Origin of the sequence: Gordonia sp. w5E2 (assembly GCF_036540975.1) — a bacterium.
GTDB classification, from domain to species: Bacteria; Actinomycetota; Actinomycetes; order Mycobacteriales; family Mycobacteriaceae; genus Gordonia; species Gordonia jacobaea.
In genome coordinates this window covers 3,958,695-3,975,839 of sequence record NZ_CP144213.1, presented here as the reverse complement: position 1 = coordinate 3,975,839, position 17,145 = coordinate 3,958,695, and the positions used below count along the sequence as shown (strand labels likewise).

The 17,145-nt window shown below is 59.1% G+C and carries 16 protein-coding genes; 8 read left to right on the top strand and 8 right to left on the bottom strand.

Annotation, left to right across the window (positions count from 1 at the left end; all coding sequences use genetic code 11):
* The first annotated feature begins 53 nt into the window (after positions 1–53).
* The 4 genes from RND64_RS17950 (at position 54) to RND64_RS23160 (ending at position 5,064) form a co-directional block, all read left to right on the top strand.
* The gene (locus RND64_RS17950; protein ID WP_270484073.1) at positions 54–1,466 is read left to right on the top strand and encodes a polysaccharide biosynthesis tyrosine autokinase; all 1,413 of its coding nucleotides are present in this window, start codon (positions 54–56) and stop codon (positions 1,464–1,466) included.
* A 130-nt stretch (positions 1,467–1,596) separates the two neighbouring features.
* Positions 1,597–2,928 (top strand): O-antigen ligase family protein, encoded by a 1,332-nt coding sequence (locus RND64_RS17945; RefSeq protein ID WP_270484071.1) that lies wholly within the window; start codon positions 1,597–1,599, stop codon positions 2,926–2,928.
* The gene (locus tag RND64_RS23165; RefSeq protein ID WP_416259120.1) at positions 2,925–4,007 is read left to right on the top strand and encodes a glycosyltransferase family 4 protein; all 1,083 of its coding nucleotides are present in this window, start codon (positions 2,925–2,927) and stop codon (positions 4,005–4,007) included. The genes RND64_RS17945 and RND64_RS23165 overlap by 4 nt, the downstream gene beginning before the upstream one ends.
* A gap of 10 nt (positions 4,008–4,017) precedes the next feature.
* Positions 4,018–5,064 (top strand): glycosyltransferase, encoded by a 1,047-nt coding sequence (locus tag RND64_RS23160; RefSeq protein ID WP_416259119.1) that lies wholly within the window; start codon positions 4,018–4,020, stop codon positions 5,062–5,064.
* Positions 5,065–5,558: 494 nt separating this feature from the next.
* On the opposite strand, the gene RND64_RS17940 is transcribed toward RND64_RS23160, so the two are convergent.
* Both RND64_RS17940 and RND64_RS17935 read right to left on the bottom strand, forming a co-directional pair.
* A complete protein-coding gene (locus RND64_RS17940; RefSeq protein ID WP_331436216.1) occupies positions 5,559–7,406 on the bottom strand; it encodes a DUF4012 domain-containing protein in 1,848 nt (615 codons plus the stop codon).
* A 130-nt stretch (positions 7,407–7,536) separates the two neighbouring features.
* Positions 7,537–7,959, bottom strand: coding sequence for a hypothetical protein (locus RND64_RS17935; RefSeq protein WP_049700818.1), 423 nt, complete (start codon positions 7,957–7,959; stop codon positions 7,537–7,539).
* A gap of 462 nt (positions 7,960–8,421) precedes the next feature.
* On the opposite strand from RND64_RS17935, the gene RND64_RS17930 reads away from it, so the two are divergent.
* The gene (locus tag RND64_RS17930) at positions 8,422–9,195 is read left to right on the top strand and encodes a hypothetical protein (protein WP_049700819.1); all 774 of its coding nucleotides are present in this window, start codon (positions 8,422–8,424) and stop codon (positions 9,193–9,195) included.
* Between the two features lie 224 nt (positions 9,196–9,419).
* On the opposite strand, the gene RND64_RS17925 is transcribed toward RND64_RS17930, so the two are convergent.
* Positions 9,420–9,701 carry a hypothetical protein gene (locus RND64_RS17925; RefSeq protein WP_049700820.1) on the bottom strand — a complete coding sequence of 94 codons (282 nt, stop codon included), beginning with the start codon at positions 9,699–9,701 and terminating at the stop codon, positions 9,420–9,422.
* Between the two features lie 130 nt (positions 9,702–9,831).
* Between RND64_RS17925 and RND64_RS17920 the strand changes: the two genes are divergently transcribed.
* Positions 9,832–10,254 (top strand): hypothetical protein, encoded by a 423-nt coding sequence (locus tag RND64_RS17920; protein WP_049700821.1) that lies wholly within the window; start codon positions 9,832–9,834, stop codon positions 10,252–10,254.
* A 22-nt stretch (positions 10,255–10,276) separates the two neighbouring features.
* Here RND64_RS17920 and RND64_RS17915 read toward each other — a convergent pair whose 3' ends face one another.
* Positions 10,277–10,645 (bottom strand): histone-like nucleoid-structuring protein Lsr2, encoded by a 369-nt coding sequence (locus RND64_RS17915; RefSeq protein WP_049700822.1) that lies wholly within the window; start codon positions 10,643–10,645, stop codon positions 10,277–10,279.
* A 160-nt stretch (positions 10,646–10,805) separates the two neighbouring features.
* On the opposite strand from RND64_RS17915, the gene RND64_RS17910 reads away from it, so the two are divergent.
* Positions 10,806–11,360 carry an arsenate reductase/protein-tyrosine-phosphatase family protein gene (locus RND64_RS17910; RefSeq protein WP_049700823.1) on the top strand — a complete coding sequence of 185 codons (555 nt, stop codon included), beginning with the start codon at positions 10,806–10,808 and terminating at the stop codon, positions 11,358–11,360.
* Here RND64_RS17910 and RND64_RS17905 read toward each other — a convergent pair.
* From RND64_RS17905 to wecB, 4 genes are all read right to left on the bottom strand, one after another.
* Positions 11,354–12,715, bottom strand: a complete 1,362-nt coding sequence (locus RND64_RS17905; protein ID WP_049700824.1) for a sugar transferase — start codon at positions 12,713–12,715, stop codon at positions 11,354–11,356. The two genes, RND64_RS17910 and RND64_RS17905, sit on opposite strands and share 7 nt — an antisense overlap.
* Before the next feature lie 28 nt (positions 12,716–12,743).
* Positions 12,744–14,057, bottom strand: a complete 1,314-nt coding sequence (locus RND64_RS17900; protein WP_049700825.1) for an FAD-dependent oxidoreductase — start codon at positions 14,055–14,057, stop codon at positions 12,744–12,746.
* On the bottom strand, positions 14,054–14,929 hold the full coding sequence (locus RND64_RS17895) for a glycosyltransferase family 2 protein (RefSeq protein WP_083444481.1): 876 nt from the start codon (positions 14,927–14,929) through the stop codon (positions 14,054–14,056). The genes RND64_RS17900 and RND64_RS17895 overlap by 4 nt, the downstream gene beginning before the upstream one ends.
* Before the next feature lie 142 nt (positions 14,930–15,071).
* Positions 15,072–16,208, bottom strand: coding sequence for a non-hydrolyzing UDP-N-acetylglucosamine 2-epimerase (wecB, locus tag RND64_RS17890; protein WP_049700826.1), 1,137 nt, complete (start codon positions 16,206–16,208; stop codon positions 15,072–15,074).
* Positions 16,209–16,590: 382 nt separating this feature from the next.
* Here wecB and RND64_RS17885 point away from each other — a divergent pair, with 382 nt between their 5' ends.
* Positions 16,591–17,145 carry a hypothetical protein gene (locus RND64_RS17885; protein WP_290727296.1) on the top strand — a complete coding sequence of 185 codons (555 nt, stop codon included), beginning with the start codon at positions 16,591–16,593 and terminating at the stop codon, positions 17,143–17,145.

Sequence of the window (17,145 nt, the reverse complement as noted above, 5' to 3'; positions counted from 1 at the left end):
CTGAAATGCAAAATCATGCCCAACGATTATGTTCAAAGGATTAGGAGAACACAATGACCGAAGTTTCAAGACGGGATCGTGGGTTTATCTCAGCCAGGCACATACTGTTCCTACTTTGGACAAACTGGGCAGTCATTTGTGTAAGTGCCCTTGTCTGTGCAGTACTCGCATTAGGAGTTTCACTGCTCCAGACGCCCAAATACGAGTCAACGGCGACGCTGTACGTAACCTCGGGCGTAGGTGATAACTCAGCAGCGGCGTATCAGGGCTCGTTGGCTTCGCAGCAACGCGTCATTTCGTATACGAAACTAGCGACGTCGGATGCCGTCCTTGCGAAGGCTTTGCAGTCTTCGGCGTTACCGATAGATAGGACTACGGCGAAAGCCGATGTTTCAGCATCTTCTTCTGCGAGTACTGTCTTGGTATATGTCACTGCGACAGCGGAAAGCCCGAGTTTGGCCGCAGATCTTGCTAACGCGGTGTCGAGCGCTCTGGTCGACTACGTGTCGGTTCTTGAATCACCATCCAACGGTGGAGGCCCGCTCGCTAAGTTGACAGTGGTGACGCCGGCTACGCCGAACACAGATGCGACTTCACCCCAGACGTACCGAAACGTATTGGCAGGCCTACTGCTCGGAGCAGTCATTGGTTCGCTTGGGGTCATCATTTGGCCAAAAGTTTCTTCGCGTGTCAGTAGCGAATCGGACCTAGTTGAGATCGTTGATAAGCCCTTGCTTGGCCGTGTTCCGACTGATCCGCTGTTACGCGATAAGGGGATCTTGGAGTTTCACGCAGGATCTAGTCATGCAACCGAGGAGTTTCGCAAGATTCGTTCTAACCTCGCGTTCATAAACGTGGATTCTCCACCACGGGTAATCTTAATCGGCAGTGCCGAAGCTTCAGAGGGCAAGACCACGGTGGCCATCAACCTCGCGATAGCTCTTGCTGAATCCGATAATCGTGTAGTCGTGGTAGATGCAGATCTTCGTCGCCCGCAAATCTCGAACAGGCTGGGAACGAACGGCAGTGTGGGTATCACTACGATGCTGAGCGGCGGAGCCAGGCTCTCTGACGTTATAACTGCCAGCCACTACCCAGGTCTGGATGTGATTGGTTCCGGTCCTCATGCCCCGAATCCAGCGGAGCTGCTTGAGACGCAGCGCATGGGCGACCTGCTGCGCCAACTTGCAGAGAATTACGACTATGTCATAGTGGATGCGGCCCCATTGCTACCGGTTGCAGACTCGATATCTCTAATTAAATGGGTTGATGCCGCCCTTCTGGTTGCTCGCGCGGGACGCACTAACGCGGCGCGCCTTGCTCGCGCTATAGACCTGATATCGCTGACTCAAATTCCCGTAGTCGGCGTAGTGCTTACAGACGCAAAGCGAACGTCCGAGGGCAGCGGCTACTGGTACTCGTACGGCTCGAATGACCCGGCCGCCGCAGATCGTTCCAGCGGCTAGCTGGGAGAATGTGCGTGCCAGAGTATGTCGATCTCGTTGGAGATTCAGAAGTGCCGATATCTCAAGTGACAGCTGCGTCGAGTAGATTCCACCAGTGTATTTCTATGCGCGTTGATGGGGGCCTACAGAGATGATCGTTGCGACGCTCACAGTAGTTTTGGGAATTCTGTTTGGAATGGTCTTCGTCGACCGTTTATCAGTAATTGGAGCTATAACGTGCGCACTCTATCTGGCGATTCCTTCTGTTGTTGGAATTGTTCGAGTTGGACATGGCCTTCCCAGTTTGCACGTCGGTTCGATTTTCGTCATCGCATCAGGTTGCTGTGTAGTGATTCTTCGCTTCGGTGGACCTGCGATCAAGAATCACATTACCGCGCCACGTGTACTTCCTCCTCTGCACGTCGTGTTTCACTTGGTTTTTGTGATGATCGTTCTAGTAGCCCTGTCGTCAGGCACGCACGTCGTGGGCGGGCTCATAGTAAATCAAATAGTGGCTCCCTATATCCTGTTCTGCGTACTGTACCAAGCGGCGCGTGAAGAGCCTAGATTCCTGGAGCGCGCGACTATTGCGGTCGTTGTCGTGTGCGTCTTTGAAAGCGCTGTGTCGATCCTAGTGTGGATGAAGTTCATGCAGCAACCGTGGGAAAGCGCCCTCTCGTCGCAGTATTGGTGGCCAGTAATATCTGGTAGGGAAATGGGGACGACCGACCATCCTTTAAATCTCGGGTTGCTCCTGGCGGCCGGTCTACCATTTCTAGCGTATGTTAGAAGTGCCGTTCTGACGGGCGCGTGCTACATTTCGATAATTCTCGCGTTGCTGCTTACGGAATCTCGTCTCGCTTTAATTGGCGGCTTGGTCGCATCGCTTTACTTAATTGCTGTCGTGCCCTGGAGATCTAAGGGGATCCTCGCCGTTGTAATGGCAGTCGGATACTTCGTTGCATCGAGCTGGGGTCTTGTTGATGCTGTGATGAGTCGTATCGAGGATGATGGTGGGTCAGCCAATGCGCGAAGCTTGGCTTGGTCAGTATTCGGATCGACCTGGAAGCAGTTCATCTTCACGGGTGCCGGCCCATCTAATACTCTTCTTCAGGATCTTGGGCTCAAGACGTCGGCGGAGTCCGCATTCATTCTTTATAGCGTTGCCTTCGGCATACTAGCGACGACAGTCTATTTTGGCTTAATGCTCTATTTGGTTATATCGGGTGTATTTCGGCACGGCATTACGCCTGGAGTGGTGTCGGCGTTGATCGTCATAGTGAGCATCCAGTTCTACTCTTCTATCGCGTACGAGTCCAGTGCTGGTGCAATAATGTGGATCTCGGTGTTTTTTGCATTGAGCGGAGGTCCGACTATTCCACGACCGCGGCGGGCTAGCGGGACTACTGAGGGCAATGAGCAAGTTCCGTTTGAATCGCATCGTATTGTTCGTTCTGTCGATAGAGGGCGTGGTGCTATATGAGGATAATGCTGGATACGTACTGGTTGTTCCGAGGCGGTACTGAATCGTTGCGGCGGACCGTTCGGCAGTTGTTAAGCAATTGGGCAGAGCTTTACCCTGAGGATGTCATTTACGCGTGGACGTGGGTTCCTAGGGGGTGTCAAGTTGACGTATCGGATTTCCCGCATAACGTTACGTTGGTTCCGACCCGGGTACGTCCGCATGCTCTGTCGTCAACCCTTTTTCTCGCGCGAGCTGCCAACAAGAGGCGCGTAGATGCAATAGTCACCCAAAACTTCGCGGTCCGTTGCGATCGTAGGTCCCTAGTTTTTATACACGACATGTTGTTTGTCAGTAGTCCTGAATGGTTCACGCGCAAGGAGCGTGCGTACTTCGCATTGATGCCATTGCTAGCTCATCGGGCAGACTATGTGGTTGCGACAACTCGGACTGAAGCGGAGCGTATTAGAGCGAGTTCCCCTAAGATACGGGGTGTCGTTCCGGTTGGTCTTGGTGTTGGTGAGGATCTGCTGGAATCGTCACCGACTCCCCCTGAGATGAACTTGTTGGATGACTCCCGTCGCCCTTTCGTTCTCTCTGTTGGCCGGCTGAATGTACGCAAGAATCTCGAGTCTCTTGTTAAGGCGTTTGCATCGACGTCCAGTTCGGCTGAGTTTGACCTTGTTATAGTCGGGGAGCCGGACGGTGTGAGCGCAGATTCGTTGAATGCGATTGATCCCCGCACTTCGCGGTGTCAAATTCGATTTGTAGGATACGTTTCTGATGCTGAACTGAGATGGTTATATGAGAATTGTTCCCTGTTTGTCTATGTCTCGTTGGGGGAGGGGTTCGGTATGCCTCCAGTCGAAGCCCTCAAGCTGGGTGCGCGGTGTCTGGTTAGTGATATATCGGTATTTCGTGAGACATGTGGCAATAGCGCGTTCTATGTCGATCCAACTAGTGTTTCTGAGATTTCAGACGCGATTGATAAGCTCCTCGATGGCAACAGTATCCCGCTGGCCGCGTCAGAGTTCGAATTGTCGCGGTATAGGTGGCGCGACGTGGTGGCGGGAATAAGAGGTCTCATTTCGCAGACCTAGAGCGAGTCGTATGTCGGCGGTCCCAAGAGAGAGCTCTGTCCAATGGTGTTACCGTTTTTCGTTGATTCGAGGTGGTTCTGTTTTGAACGTTTCGCAGCGCGATCCTGTTGTTTCGATTGTCATAGTGGGCTATAATAGCGGACATCTCATCCAAGAGGCAGTTAAGCCGTTTCTTGGCGATCCGCGCGTCGAGTTTATATTGGTCGATAACGCCTCCAGTGACGATACCCTCTCCCAATTTGCGTCTATCGGGTCTGGTTCGCCGAGCGTAATCGTGGAGAGATCAAATAATGGCGGGTTCGCCGTAGCGGTGAATGAAGGCGTTGAACGCGCTTCGGCGCCATTCGTATTGTTACTCAATCCGGATGCTTCACTGTCTTTGCAGGATCTGTTTCTTCTTGTGTCCGACTTCGATTCCGAGCAGTCTGCCATTGTGGGTCCCATGGTGGGCGAGCAGAATGCGCCAACGACCACTGCGGGATACTATCCTTCTGTGTGGCGCATGGCGATGCACGCAACTGGTCTATCTCGGCTCGGTGGTTTCGTGCCAGTTTTTCGCGGTCACTACATACTTCGGAATGACGTACTCGGTGAGGTGCGTGCGGTGGATTGGGTCACGGGGGGGTGTATGCTCGTGCGCCGCGATACATGGAACCGAATGAATGGGTTGAGTGAACGCTGGTTCATGTATGGCGAGGATATCGAGTTCTGTACGAGAGTGAGGCGTTCTGGGCTATCGGTTATCCTTGATGGACGCGTTCGTGTTGACCACTCTGTTGGCAAGAGTACGCGTGGCGTTGATAGCCAGTTATCGACGGTATGGTTGAGAAACTTGTACGAAGTCTACTGTGTGACCTCCTCGCCGGGTCTAATTCGCAGAGAGCTGTGGAAGTGGACCGTGTCGGCTGGGTTTCTACTTAGGAGCTTTGTCTTCGCTGCGCTTAGTAAGTTGGACCTTACGCGTGACGCTAATGATCAGCATTCGAGGAAGGCTCGTCGGTTTTGGCACTATAGCCGTACGTTTTGTTCCGAGAGTGAGCAGTGGCCGCCCGCGTGACCGCGAAGTTGTGTAGTCGAGCGGATGATTGGGAGATCTCAGTGTCGGTTAGTCTTGATACTTTAGTTGTTGTGTAGGGGCAGTTAACGTATCTTTTGCAATTCATGTGTATGCCTTTTGGTTGGCAGCTATAGTGCGTAGTCCGAGGTACGAATCGCAAGTCGGTTATCGAGCCCGGAGTCGACAGCGCCAAAGTGTACGGGTGAGCGCTCGGCGGTGCTAAAGGTCTGCGGACAGCGTCGAAGTACGACGCTCCTTTCCGTGACATCGCCTCATGAGGAGCGCTGATCGCCTAGGGGAGGGAAAGGTGGTCTCACGGGGCGTCGCATTCCGGGCAGGTGCTTGCGTGGCTGAGCGACATTTACCGATCGTTCGGAAGGGCCGCAGAGTTGGTCGCGCTCGTCTAGGGATGCCAGGAGGATATTCCGTTCAGACCAAGTAGCGAGTTGTGAGTGCTGGCGGCGCTGGTTCTTTCGCGTTTTGTTCGCTACGCGCTATTCGGAGCACTCAGGCACAGACACCTTAGGCGTGGGATTGTCGATGAGTGGCTGTACCGGGACCTGCGCCTTCCCAGGCGTGCTGGGTTCGGTCAGTTCGAACGTCAATTCGGCGGTCTCGCCGGGTGGCACGGCGAACGTGGCTTCAAACGTGGGGTGTCCGCGTTCTGATGAGCCGATGACCTGCACGGGCGAGCCGTTCACCTTAACACTGACGACCTCGGCGCCCGTAGTGGCGAGGAGACGCACGGAGGTGATCATCGAACCGCGCGGTACGCCTGAGGCCAAGCCCGGTAGAAATCCCATCTTGCCCACTACATAGTCGGGTAGTCCCGACGTGTCTTTGATCGTGTTGGTCAGCCGGATAGTCGCGGTCGACCTTCGTGTGCCGGGGGTGCAACCCTCTGCGCTGTACTCGATTTGGCGAGTCAGGTAGTAGTCCATCTTGTTGCCGCCAAGATTGTTGACGACGAACTGCGCGTGCGGAGCTCTGTCGTTGGCAACGGTGTTGGCGAGCGGGGTCTGCTCGAGTTGCTCCTGCTCTTCGGGCGACGCGCTCCACACGGAGATCCGGTGTTCGCCGACGCCGCGCCCGAGCGCGCGCAGCACCTCCTGCGGAGACTCGAGGGGCCCGGTCACCTTCTTGACGACCTCGATTGCGATGCCCTGCAGGTACTGCTTACGGGCTGCCTGGTCATCGGGATACCGGGTGTATGCCGTCGACTCCGTGAGTTCGACGACGTTGTCCTTGGTGATCACCTCGCCGTCGGGCATCTTGACCGGTCCGGTGGCACCGAGGATGTAGCTCAGCGCAATGGGGTCCAGGGCGATGACGCCATCGACGTCTGTGCCGGACTGCTGCTTCCACATCGACTTCCAGATTTGAGCTGCGTAGGGAAAATGCGCGCTCTGATTGCTGTTTCGGAAGTCGGTGCTCGGGTTGGTGTAGCCGTACTGTTCCTCGTACTCTGGCCCGAGGGAGATCGGTGTGAACGTCTTGTTGAGCTCGCTGTTGGCGCCCAGGTCGTCGACTGTCGGTTTGCCGTCGTTGAATCGCAGGATGCCGAATCCGCCCAGGAGGCCGCCTGTGCCGCGCGCCTCGGCATTCGTCTGGAATGCCATGAAGTATGACCGCGGACCGTCGGCGCCGAGCATTGCAGGGCCAATGTTTGCCGCAATCGAAGTATTCTTCAGCAGGGTCGCTATGTCGGCAGTTTGCGATTGCACCTGAGACCGTGCGGTATCGAGAGCAGAGACATAATGCGGATTCTGTATCGCTTGTGCGTCTTTATCGAGTCGGGTTGCGGCTGCGGAAATCTTTGTGAGTTGGGGCGCTTCATCGCGTAGTTTGGCCACATCGACGCGCCCGCCGGCGAGCAGTGAACCGGGCGCAACGGTGGCGCCCATCTGCGCTGCAGGCTTCAGGACCTCGGAGGTCAAGCCGGCGGCGACGTCGGATATCTGTTGCCCGGTCTTGAGCGGGCTGCCGAGCCACGGCACGGCTGCTGCCACGCTCCACGACACCGAGTGAGTGGTGTCTTTCGCGTCCTGGGCATGCTGCTCCGCCTGACCAGCCAGCTTCGACGCGGACGACATGTCTTCATGCAGCAGAGAATCTTTGGACTGTTGCGACAGCGTGCGGGCCTGCTCGAGGTTGCTCTTGACCGACTGCGCCTGAAACACGAGCCACACGCAGTACGCCGCGACGATGACGAGCACTGCTACCCCGGCAATCACGAGATTGCGTCGTCTAAAGATGTCGCTCGTAGTCGTTGTGTTCTCGTCGGTCGCCTTAGAACCGTCGGTCGAGCCGTCATGAGTCGACCGACGCGGGGAGAGTCCCACTGAAGTTAGTTCCCTGCACTAGGGCGCCGTCGAAGTTTCGGCGCATGATGAGCACAAATCGCGAAATCCACATAAAAATACTCGCCAGTCCACGTGGTCACGTGAACTGACGAGTATTTTTCACATCTGATTACGTGCCGTACGGACCGACCCTGGTGATCCTCGCAATGGTGTTCGCGATGAAGGTGAAGATCGAGCCGATACGGTTGAGACCGATGGCCTTGAAGACCTGCCCGGTTGCTGCAGTGGTTACGTAAGTGACGGTGCCGACGACGCTGGCTACGCCCCGCGTCCAGTAGGCCGCACCCTGCCTGAACTGCTGGCCGGCGGTCCTCAATCCTTCAACGAGGTAGCAGCCGAAGTTGTTCGGTTGGCAGTTGCTGAGGGGTTGCGCCGCCGCCGTGGGTGCAGCAGACGCCTTGACGACGTAAGGAACACCCTTGGTGATGTATGCAACCTGCGCCGCAGGCGCTGCGGCGGCGATGGGTGCTGAATGCACAACTGCGGGAGTGAACGCGGCAGCGGACGCGACTGCCACGGCCGCAGCGCCCATACGCATCCTTGAGGAGAATCTGGTTTTGACTGTGGGCGCAAATGCAGTAGCCATGAGGCCTCCGGGTGAGCTCTGATCAGGGGGGCGCCCACAGCGGTGTGGACTCGCCTTAGCGGCAGCTAAGAATTGCACTCAGATTGTCATAGGGCCCCTATGTTGTCAACACGGAAACCGCCGGTCGAAAGCATTTCGCACGTGTACGACTCGCATGCTGCCCTGAGGTTCTCGCGAACGGTTTGCTCGGCTTCGCAAGGGTGTCCTCCAAAGGGGCTACACGGTGTAGGCCGGCCGCTGCGGTAGTGAGCAGGCTATCGATTCGTTTGGCGGCCTAGGAATCCTCAGCTACTCCATTCTGTTGCACTATCTTCGCCTTTCTGATGCGCGGCACTGCCCATGCGTGGCGGTTGCGATGCCTACCCTGCAACTAAGCCGACAACCCGGGGCCAGGCCGAAGCCGAAGGGGTGATCGTCGTGGCGCAGAAGCATCGCGGAGTGATCGCAACGATGTCGGCCGCCCTGTGCGTTTTGTTCGCGCTGGTCGGATGTGGAGTGACCACCGAGTCAGGGACTGCAGTCTCGGCGGCGCCCGCGCCCAGCGACCACGTTCCGACAGACTTCAACACGACTTTCCGGTGGATCCCGGGTGGTGCGCTCGACCTCTCGGGCCCCGAGGGCACGTTTGTTCGCGCCTTCGTCGAATCGTTCGAGATCGCGAACGCCGCGCAGTCGACGAGCTGGGGGTACCCGGGGTTCTCCGAGGCGGCGCCGTCGAACATTGATCAGATGATCACGGTGTATCCGTCGAAGGTGTCGGATGCCAAGCCCTCGGTCGGGACTGTGTTCTTCTCGGCGCTGCGTCGAGAAGACAGTGCGTATGGGACGCGAATTGTGTTGTGCCGGTACGGGTATTCGTCGGTGCGCAGCGGCAGCGGGGCGTCGCCGTGGAGCTCGCGGGTTGATACGCCGCGACCGGTTGAAATCGACTTCCGGCAGCAGGCCAGCGCGCCGCCGGTCAGAGTGCGGGGATCGCAACGGACGCCTGGGGGCAACGTCTTTGGCGGGTGGTACGTCTCGCGCTACGACTTTGCTGCGGTCTATCCGAATCCGACTGCCGACCAGCGGGCGTGCGCGTCGAATGTTCCTGCGTCGGTGCCGAATCGGGCGGCGAGCCAGGGCGCGCAGCCGTGGGCGCCTATGACTCCGAGCCCCGGGTGGTCGGCGAGCAACGATCTTTGAGGTGGTCTCGACAGGCTCGACCAGCGGGGTGGGGCTCGACCAGCGGGGTGGGGGCTCGAGCGGTGGCGGGTGGTCTCGACAGGCTCGACCAGCGGTGGGGCTCTCGACCAGCGGCGGGGTGGTCTCGACAGGCTCGACCAGCGGTGGGGCGCTCGACCAGCGGCGGGGGTCTCGACAAGCTCGACCATCGGTTAAGGCGCTCGACCAGCGGTTAAGGCGCTCGATCAGCGGGTGGGCTCAGCCGAGTTGCGGCGCATGCGCTCGTAGGAGGAGCCGGCGATCCAGAATGCGACCAGCGACAGCAGATCGGACTCGGTGACGCCGTGTCGCGAGGAGAATGCGATCAGGGTGGCTCCCTCGATGGGGCCGTTCCAGATAATCCAGGCGACCGCGACGCCTGCGAGCACCAACGACGCACGCCCCGATGGCCTCATGAGCGCCCACAACCCGCAGGCGAACAGAAGATTGAGAAGGACAAGGGCGTGGAAGAAGTCGGGGACGCGCACTCGATAGATTCTGCCGCGTAATGATAACGACGAGCCGATCTGACGTCGGTAAATGCTGTGAATCCCCTATGTGTCTCACATAGTCGATAGTCTGAGCGCGTTGCACCGCCGATACGCATGGGGAGAGTGAATGGCACGCATTACGCGACCAGTTTCGATGATCCGTGCGGCGGTCGTTGCCCTGATTACGGCGGGAGCGTTGGTCGGCGTCATGCCTGCACATGCTGACGCCGCGGTGCGCACCTTGACGGTCGCGCAACCCGGCGGAACCGGTAAATACGGCGCGGGTTGCACGTACACACTCACCGCGCGGGTGACAAACGACGACCCGGTGACATTCTCTGTCCGGCAACCGACGCGGTTGGCCAATGGAAAGCTATTGCGATTCACCTTCGACGTCGTGCCACGCAGACACGTCGCGATTTTCCACTGGAGTCCTGTTGTGGAAGGACGCTTCGTACTTGGTGCGCGGCAAGGGAATTCACCATGGAAACTGCACGGAGCCGACGTCGGACGGCGGTTGGATCTGGGAAGTTCGTGCTCGGGGATCTGAGCTGATCCCCGAGCGTGATGGCTCAGTGAGCGGCTTCGAACGCTTCTACGATTTCCTTGGGAAGCCGACCACGCGGGCCCACCTCGTAGCCTTCTTCGATTGCCCACTCCCGAATATCGCTCGTCGACGCCGCCGACTTGGACGAGCCGGATGACTTCTTGGTGGTCACCCGAGGCGCCGTGGACTGCTTGCGGCCGCCGATCCTGGTGGAAGCCTCAAGGAGTTTGGCGACGGTGACACGGCCGTTCTCGACCTTGTCGAGATTTGCGCTGGAAATATCGAGCTGATATTCAACGCCGAGCCAGGACCAGAGAACCGTGTGGACGTCGTCGAGGTCGATCTCCCGACCGTCCAGATCATCAACAAATGCGACTGAGCGGATGGTTGCCATGCGTTGAGGTTAACTGATGCTGTCGGACGTTCGAGCGACAGACACGTGAGTCGCGCACAAATCTACGGGAGTAATCGTCCGAGAGATCCGAGTTTACCGACGACCACGCGGCAAGATTTACGATCAAAAACCCCGTATGCGGAGACGATAGGCTGAGCGCATGGACGCGCTTTTCGTATGCACCGGCAACATCTGTCGTTCGCCGATGGCGGAGCGGATCTGCCGTGCTGTGGCCGTAGAGCAAGGGGTCGAGTTGACGGCTTCGAGCGCAGGTGTCGGAGCACTCAACGGGCAGGCGATGCACCCCTTCGCCAGCGAAGTACTCGCCGAAAATCGCGTCGATGCAACAGGTTTCGAGTCCCGATATCTGCAACCGCGCATACTGGCGCCCGCAGACATCGTGCTCTGCATGACTCGCGAGCATCGTGCCGCCTGTCAACGAATGCTGCCGGTCCGTTGGAAGCGGATGTTCACGCTCATCGAGTTCGTCGAATTGGTGTCGGTGCTCGACGGCGACACCCCGACGACCGACGCGTCGCCGAGTATCGACGCGATCATGGCGGCACGTGGGCGAATCGACACCAACTCCGCGCACCTCGACATCCTCGACCCGATGGGTCAACCGAAAGCCGATTTCGAGCGCGTCTATCGTGAACTGTCGCCGCAAGTCGGTGCCCTTGTGCAGTGGGCTCGGCGGTCGGTCGTAGGTCAGTAGGCTCCTTCGCCACGGGCAACCGTGACGACGGTACGCAAGAGAATTCGGACGTCTTGCTCGATCGACCAGTTCTCGACGTAGTACATATCCAACTCGACACGCTGCTCGTCGGTGGTGTCCGAGCGGCCGGAGACCTGCCACAAGCCGGTCATTCCGGGTTTCACGAGTTGGCGTCGCTCGACGAACCCAGGGAACGTGTGTCCTTCGCCGTGCACGAGTGGCCGCGGCCCGACAAGACTCATCTCGCCGAGGATCACGTTGATCAGTTGTGGGAACTCGTCGATACTCGTTCTGCGGATGATGCGGCCGACCGGGGTGATCCGCGGGTCCTTCTTCATCTTGAAGAACATGTCATCCGCTTGGGGGCCGCTGCCGCGCAACTCGGCCAGCCGCTTATCGGCGTCCTGATACATCGAACGGAACTTCCACATTCGGAACGACTCGCCGTCACGGCCGATCCGTTCCGGACGGTAGAAGACAGGGCCGCGATCGGAGACCTTGATAGCAATCGCGATTGCCAGCAGTATCGGCGAGAGGATGAGAAGTCCGGTCGCGGCGACGAATCGATCGAACAGCGCTTTACCCCACCCGGAACGACTGCTGTAGCCAGGCTCGTCGACGTGGATGAGCGGGACGTCGGCAATGGATTCCAAGGTGATCTTGGGACGTGCCAGTCCGACCAATGACGGAGCGATCAACAGGCCGATACCGGCTTGGGACAGGCCAAAACGCAGCGCGCGCAGCCATTCTGTTTCCAGCGGGGTCGACGAGGCGATGACGATGTAGTCTGCTGCGGCACTCAGGGCGGCATCGACGATATAGCCGGGATCCTCGATCATCGTCGGATCCTGGATGGCGGGAGCGGGCGGCTCGACAGTTCCGACCGGAATGTAGCCCAACGACGGGTTCTTCGTCATCGTGTCGCTCATTCGGACCGCGGACTCCGGGCCGCCGACAATCAACACACGCGTCGACGACGCCCCGTCGCGTCGGCGCCGCGAAGCGATGTACAGCGAGCTCACTGCGTGCGCTGTCATACACCCCACGAAGCCGGTGATGATTGCGATCAGAAGCGTCTGGCGAGGAATCGGAACCCCGAGTACGAGTACGACCACGGCGACGACCGCCAATAGTTTGGCGGTGGCCACGAACACGCGAACGAACTCTTCGAGACCACGCCCGAGTATCCGTTGGTTGGTCGAATCCTCGCGTGCCATCAGCAGCACCCAGCAGGCCCCCATGCCGATACCGAACACCACGCGCTCGACGACGGACTTCGCCACCGGAACGTCGTTGCTGATCGCGACGGCGAAGGCGATCCCCCCAGCGATGGAGAGTATCTCGGCCGCTCTCACTACACGTGCGTGAAAGCGGGTGGTGACGTTACGGCGTGCCGACCGAGACTGCGGCCGTTGCGACTCGTCGCGCGACGCTCTCGGCAAGGCGAGTCGAAGAGTTCCAGCTCGTGACGTCTGGATAGAGCTGAGTGGTTGTGGCGATACTGAGTCTTGTGTTTGGTACATGGCCATCCGAAATCTGTTGTGACTGACCGACAAACGGGATCGGCTCTACGAAGGGGGCGGCGAAGACCTTGGCTGCCAGGACGTCGTCGCTGGCGATCCGGTCTGGATATAGGGCGCATAGCTGGCTTGTCCAGCGGGCCGCAATCGCATCGGAATCCTCGCTGAAGAGAGGCGAGTCTCGAGTGGTGTACTTCATTGTGTAAACCAGCGAATGGTCGCCGTAGCGATGGGTTCCGGACAGCGCGGACATCTCGATGACGCCGTCGAACTCTGTGTCGCAACCGATCACAGGGCTCCAGTAGTGTCCGTCGAGCGGCTTGCGAAGCAGGAACGCAGCGTTGACGACGCCCTGATAAGTGTGCTCGGCCGGGGGAAGAGCTGCTCGGAGGCTCTCGTCAGCGAGCTGATGGAGCACCGGAATGGGAACGGTCGACACCAGGAAGTCGCTGGTGATCACGCGGTCATCCAGCGCTACCTCGACGCCGCTGGAGGTCTCTGTCACGGCGGTTACCCGAGCGGAGGTCTCGACGATGCCTCCGCGGTCGCGTATCGCCTGACAGAGCGCTTCGACGATTGATCGGTATCCGCCACTCGGATAGCCGCGAACGGCGACGTTCTTCTCTCTGCCCAGGCGCTCGTAGATGTAGCGAGCCGGCACGAGTGAGAACGCATCCCCGAACTTCGCGCCGAGCATGGGCTTGAGCAGCTTGGCCCAGACAGCGGGGCCGTACAGTTCCGATAGCCATGCCTCGGTGGTCATGTGGTCAAGGTCTTTGCCTCGCCCGAGGTATCGGAGCGTCACCGACACCGCACCGAACCTCACTCTCTCGAGAATGCTCAAGGCGCGGAACCTGAGCAGATCGAGCGGAGTATTGAACGGGTAACGGTGACGATCTACCAGCATCCCCATGGTGGTGGAGCGCCATTCGATCGATTCGCGAAGGCCCAGGTCGTCGAGGAGCTCGAGCAACGCGTCGTCGCTGGGCATGATGCAGTGGTAGAAGCGCTCGATCGGATGACCTCCGATTTCGCCCTCAACGCCGAGTCCGCCGAGCTGCGTGCCCTGTTCGAGCACGGTCACCGGAACGTTGCGTTGGGCCAACCGGTACGCGACAACCAGACCGGCGATGCCTCCGCCGATGACGGTGACGCCGGTCGAACTCTGGGAGATCAATTTCGTGCTGCCAGATCAGGCACAGGCGTGATCTGTTCGCGCAGTACGAGTTTCGCGTACTGTCGCAGCGTCAGCGCGAGTTTGAGTTTGGAGGCGCCCTGTTTGAGGTCGTACTGCAGCACCATCGGGACCTCGACGACGCGTGGCTGGAGATGCCGAAGTTTCATCAGCAACTCCACCATGCAGGCGAAACCTTGCTCGGTGACGAGACTGTCGCCCCAGTACTCAGTTGCACGGCGCAGCAGTGACACTCGATAGGCCCGGTACCCGCAGGTGAAGTCGTGGAGATCCTCGATCGCGATCAACCGGGAGAAGACGGTCGCAGCTCCGCGCGAAAGCAGACGCCTGAAAGGCGGTGCTGTGGTGTCGTCGCCGCCGGGGGTGAACCTCGACGAAACAGCCAGGTCGGCACCGGCGTCGATCGCTGCGATCATGGCATCGAGCAGCGCAGGATCGTGAGTGTTGTCGGCATCCATGATCGCGATGATGTCGTCTGAGGAGGCGACCCGGAGTGCTGCACGGATGCCCGTCTGGACTGCCCGCCCCAAACCTTGATTGACCGGGTGCTTTACGAGCTGAACATCGAGTCCTTCGAGCCCTTCGGAGGCGATGGCGGCTGTTTGATCGATCGATCCGTCGTCAATCACCCACGCCTTCAGGTGGATTGGCAACTCCGTTCGGCGTAGCCGCTCGAAAAGTGGTCGAAGAGAGTCTTCTTCGTTGTAGGCCGGCAGGACCAGATGGAGCGTTCGTGTCTGAACCAGGCTCTTAGGGCCACGGCTCTTGAGACCCACGCTCTGGGCGCTGTTCGAATGAATGTCATCCGAATGAATGACACTCGTGGTCTGATCCGGAAAGGATTCAATGACCATACTTCCCCCCAAGGAATGATCCGACTTCCCCGTGTCGGATAACGAATGGTGGATTCACATTAACACCACTCTGTCCGGAATGCCATGGCGGCGTCTATTGGCCGATCGACGAGTGATGTACGTTTCTTCGGTTTGCGAAGAGTTATGTGACCTGCTGCGCGTTCATTGAAAACTCGGGTGGGAGCTCGACCCGTGCATCGAATAACTGCGCGATCGCCTTCGCGCTCCGGAATGCTGCCAGTCCGTCGCCGAAGGGGTTTCCGCGAGATGCCATGGAGGAGCGCAAGTCTGGGCTGTCCAGCAGCTTGCGTGCGGTCGAGAGAATGGTGTTCGTGTCAGTTCCCACCGAGATGGCGCACCCGTGCTCGATCGCTTCGATTCGTTCCGTAACCGTCCGTGCCACGAGGACGGGCACACCGAACGTGGGTGCTTCCTCTTGGATCCCGCCGGAGTCGGAGAGGATGACCGTAGCGGCTTTCATCACTCCTACGAGCGCCTCGTAGGGGAGTGGCTCGGTGAGCGTGACACGGTCGTGTCCGCCAAGTACCTGGTGAACCTGTTGCCGGACAGAGGGGTTGGGATGCGTTGGGCAGATCACTTCCAGGTCGGGGTACTCGGTCAGCAGCTGCGCAACCGCCTTCAGTACCTGGTCGAGGGGCGAGCCCCAGGACTCGCGGCGGTGCATTGTCAGCAGAACCACGGGCCCAGTGGTTGCGCTGGCCTCTGGAAGATCTGCCGCGATGCGGATCACGGCGTCGACGACTGTGTTGCCGGTCACGTAGATCCGGGCTTCGGGGACTCCGTCGGAAATGAGATTGTCTTTTGCTCGCTGCGTCGGCGCCAGGTGCAGATCCGCGACTTGTCCAATCAGCTTGCGGTTTGCCTCTTCGGGAAACGGCGAGTGGAGATCATGTGACCGCAGGCCTGCCTCCAGGTGTGCAACCGGGATCTTTGCCCAGAACGCTGCAAGTGCTCCAGCCAAGGCTGTCGTGGTGTCGCCCTGTACCACAACAAGATCGGGACGCTTCGCCGCCCACAGGTCGGACAGGCCGGTGATCAACGCCGCGGTAAGGGTCGGTAGACCGCCGTCACCACGGTCGATCTCGAGTGCGAGGTCGGGGGTGATGCCGAACGCCTGCAGCGAGTCCCTCACCATTGTCGGATGCTGCCCACTTGCGACGAACTGCACATCGAACGATAGTTCGCAAAGCTCACTATAAAGAGGAGCCAGTTTGATGGCTTCCGGGCGGGTTCCGGCAACTAGATGAACGGTCGGCACGCGCGCTAGACTACCCACATTCCCGAGTTCGGGATAGTGAACGGGGCGGATTCGAGTTGACGTGATAATCGACTATTTCTACCTTGCTGCAGCGGTGGGGGCCTATGCAGCCGGGTTGCTTTGTCAGAGTGTGGGCGCAAGACGTTCCGCTCCTTCCGGAGCGGGCGTTCGTGGGCTCACCCGTCTGATCGGTGATCCGGTGTATATCGTCGGATTCGCCTGTCAGGTAACGGGTTTTGCACTTGCTTTTCTCGCTCGAGCGCATTTGCCCCTGTACCTCGTCCAGGGTGCCGTGTGCGCGTCTGTGGCCCTGGCGTCGCTCCTGGGATTCGTGCTTTTGCGGCGGCGAACCTCCGCAAGCGAGTTGGCGGTATTCGGCGTCATGGCGAGCGCGATCGTTCTGTTGTTGGTTGTCTCGCGTCCGTCGAACAGTTACGAGATCGGCGGTCTGGCACTTGTCGGTCTCGTGACTGTTGCGTTTGTAGTCGCTGGAGCGACGTGGTTTGCCTCACGGAGTGCCGGCGCGGTTCCGCTTGCGTGTCTGGCCGGTGTGAGCTTTGCGATTCTGGCGGTGGCGGGGAGACCCGTCGCGTCGCACGTCGGCTTCGGGCTCCTCGCTGATCCGCTCGCGTGGCTTGTGGTGGTGACCGCAGTGGTCGGGCAACTGCAGATGGGGCTCGCGCTGGCGCGGGGTTCGACGACCCTCGTCGGCTCGGTGATGGATGCGGTGACCCTCCTGGCTGCGTCGGGCGTCGGATTTCTGCTGCTCGGCGACCGTGTAGGCGATGGTTTGGCGGTGTGGGTGATCGTCGGTCTTGCGGCCTGCGTTGGTGGGGTCATAGCCATGGCAGCAATTGAGAAGAGCCAGGTACGCGCAATGTCGAAAGACGTTGCGGCGCGCGCTGGTCGACTTCAGACCTATGTGCCGGAAGGATGA

Excerpts from the sequence above, each read along its gene's own strand:
- RND64_RS17950 (WP_270484073.1), top strand. The coding sequence starts at position 54 with ATGACCGAAGTTTCAAGACGGGATCGTGGGTTTATCTCAGCCAGGCAC.
- RND64_RS17945 (WP_270484071.1), top strand. The coding sequence starts at position 1,597 with ATGATCGTTGCGACGCTCACAGTAGTTTTGGGAATTCTGTTTGGAATG.
- RND64_RS23165 (WP_416259120.1), top strand. The coding sequence starts at position 2,925 with ATGAGGATAATGCTGGATACGTACTGGTTGTTCCGAGGCGGTACTGAA.
- RND64_RS23160 (WP_416259119.1), top strand. The coding sequence starts at position 4,018 with ATGTCGGCGGTCCCAAGAGAGAGCTCTGTCCAATGGTGTTACCGTTTT.
- RND64_RS17935 (WP_049700818.1), bottom strand. The coding sequence starts at position 7,959 with ATGGGCGCTGCGGCCGTGGCAGTCGCGTCCGCTGCCGCGTTCACTCCC.
- RND64_RS17920 (WP_049700821.1), top strand. The coding sequence starts at position 9,832 with ATGGCACGCATTACGCGACCAGTTTCGATGATCCGTGCGGCGGTCGTT.
- RND64_RS17915 (WP_049700822.1), bottom strand. The coding sequence starts at position 10,645 with ATGGCAACCATCCGCTCAGTCGCATTTGTTGATGATCTGGACGGTCGG.
- RND64_RS17910 (WP_049700823.1), top strand. The coding sequence starts at position 10,806 with ATGGACGCGCTTTTCGTATGCACCGGCAACATCTGTCGTTCGCCGATG.
- RND64_RS17895 (WP_083444481.1), bottom strand. The coding sequence starts at position 14,929 with ATGGTCATTGAATCCTTTCCGGATCAGACCACGAGTGTCATTCATTCG.
- RND64_RS17885 (WP_290727296.1), top strand. The coding sequence starts at position 16,591 with ATGGCGAGCGCGATCGTTCTGTTGTTGGTTGTCTCGCGTCCGTCGAAC.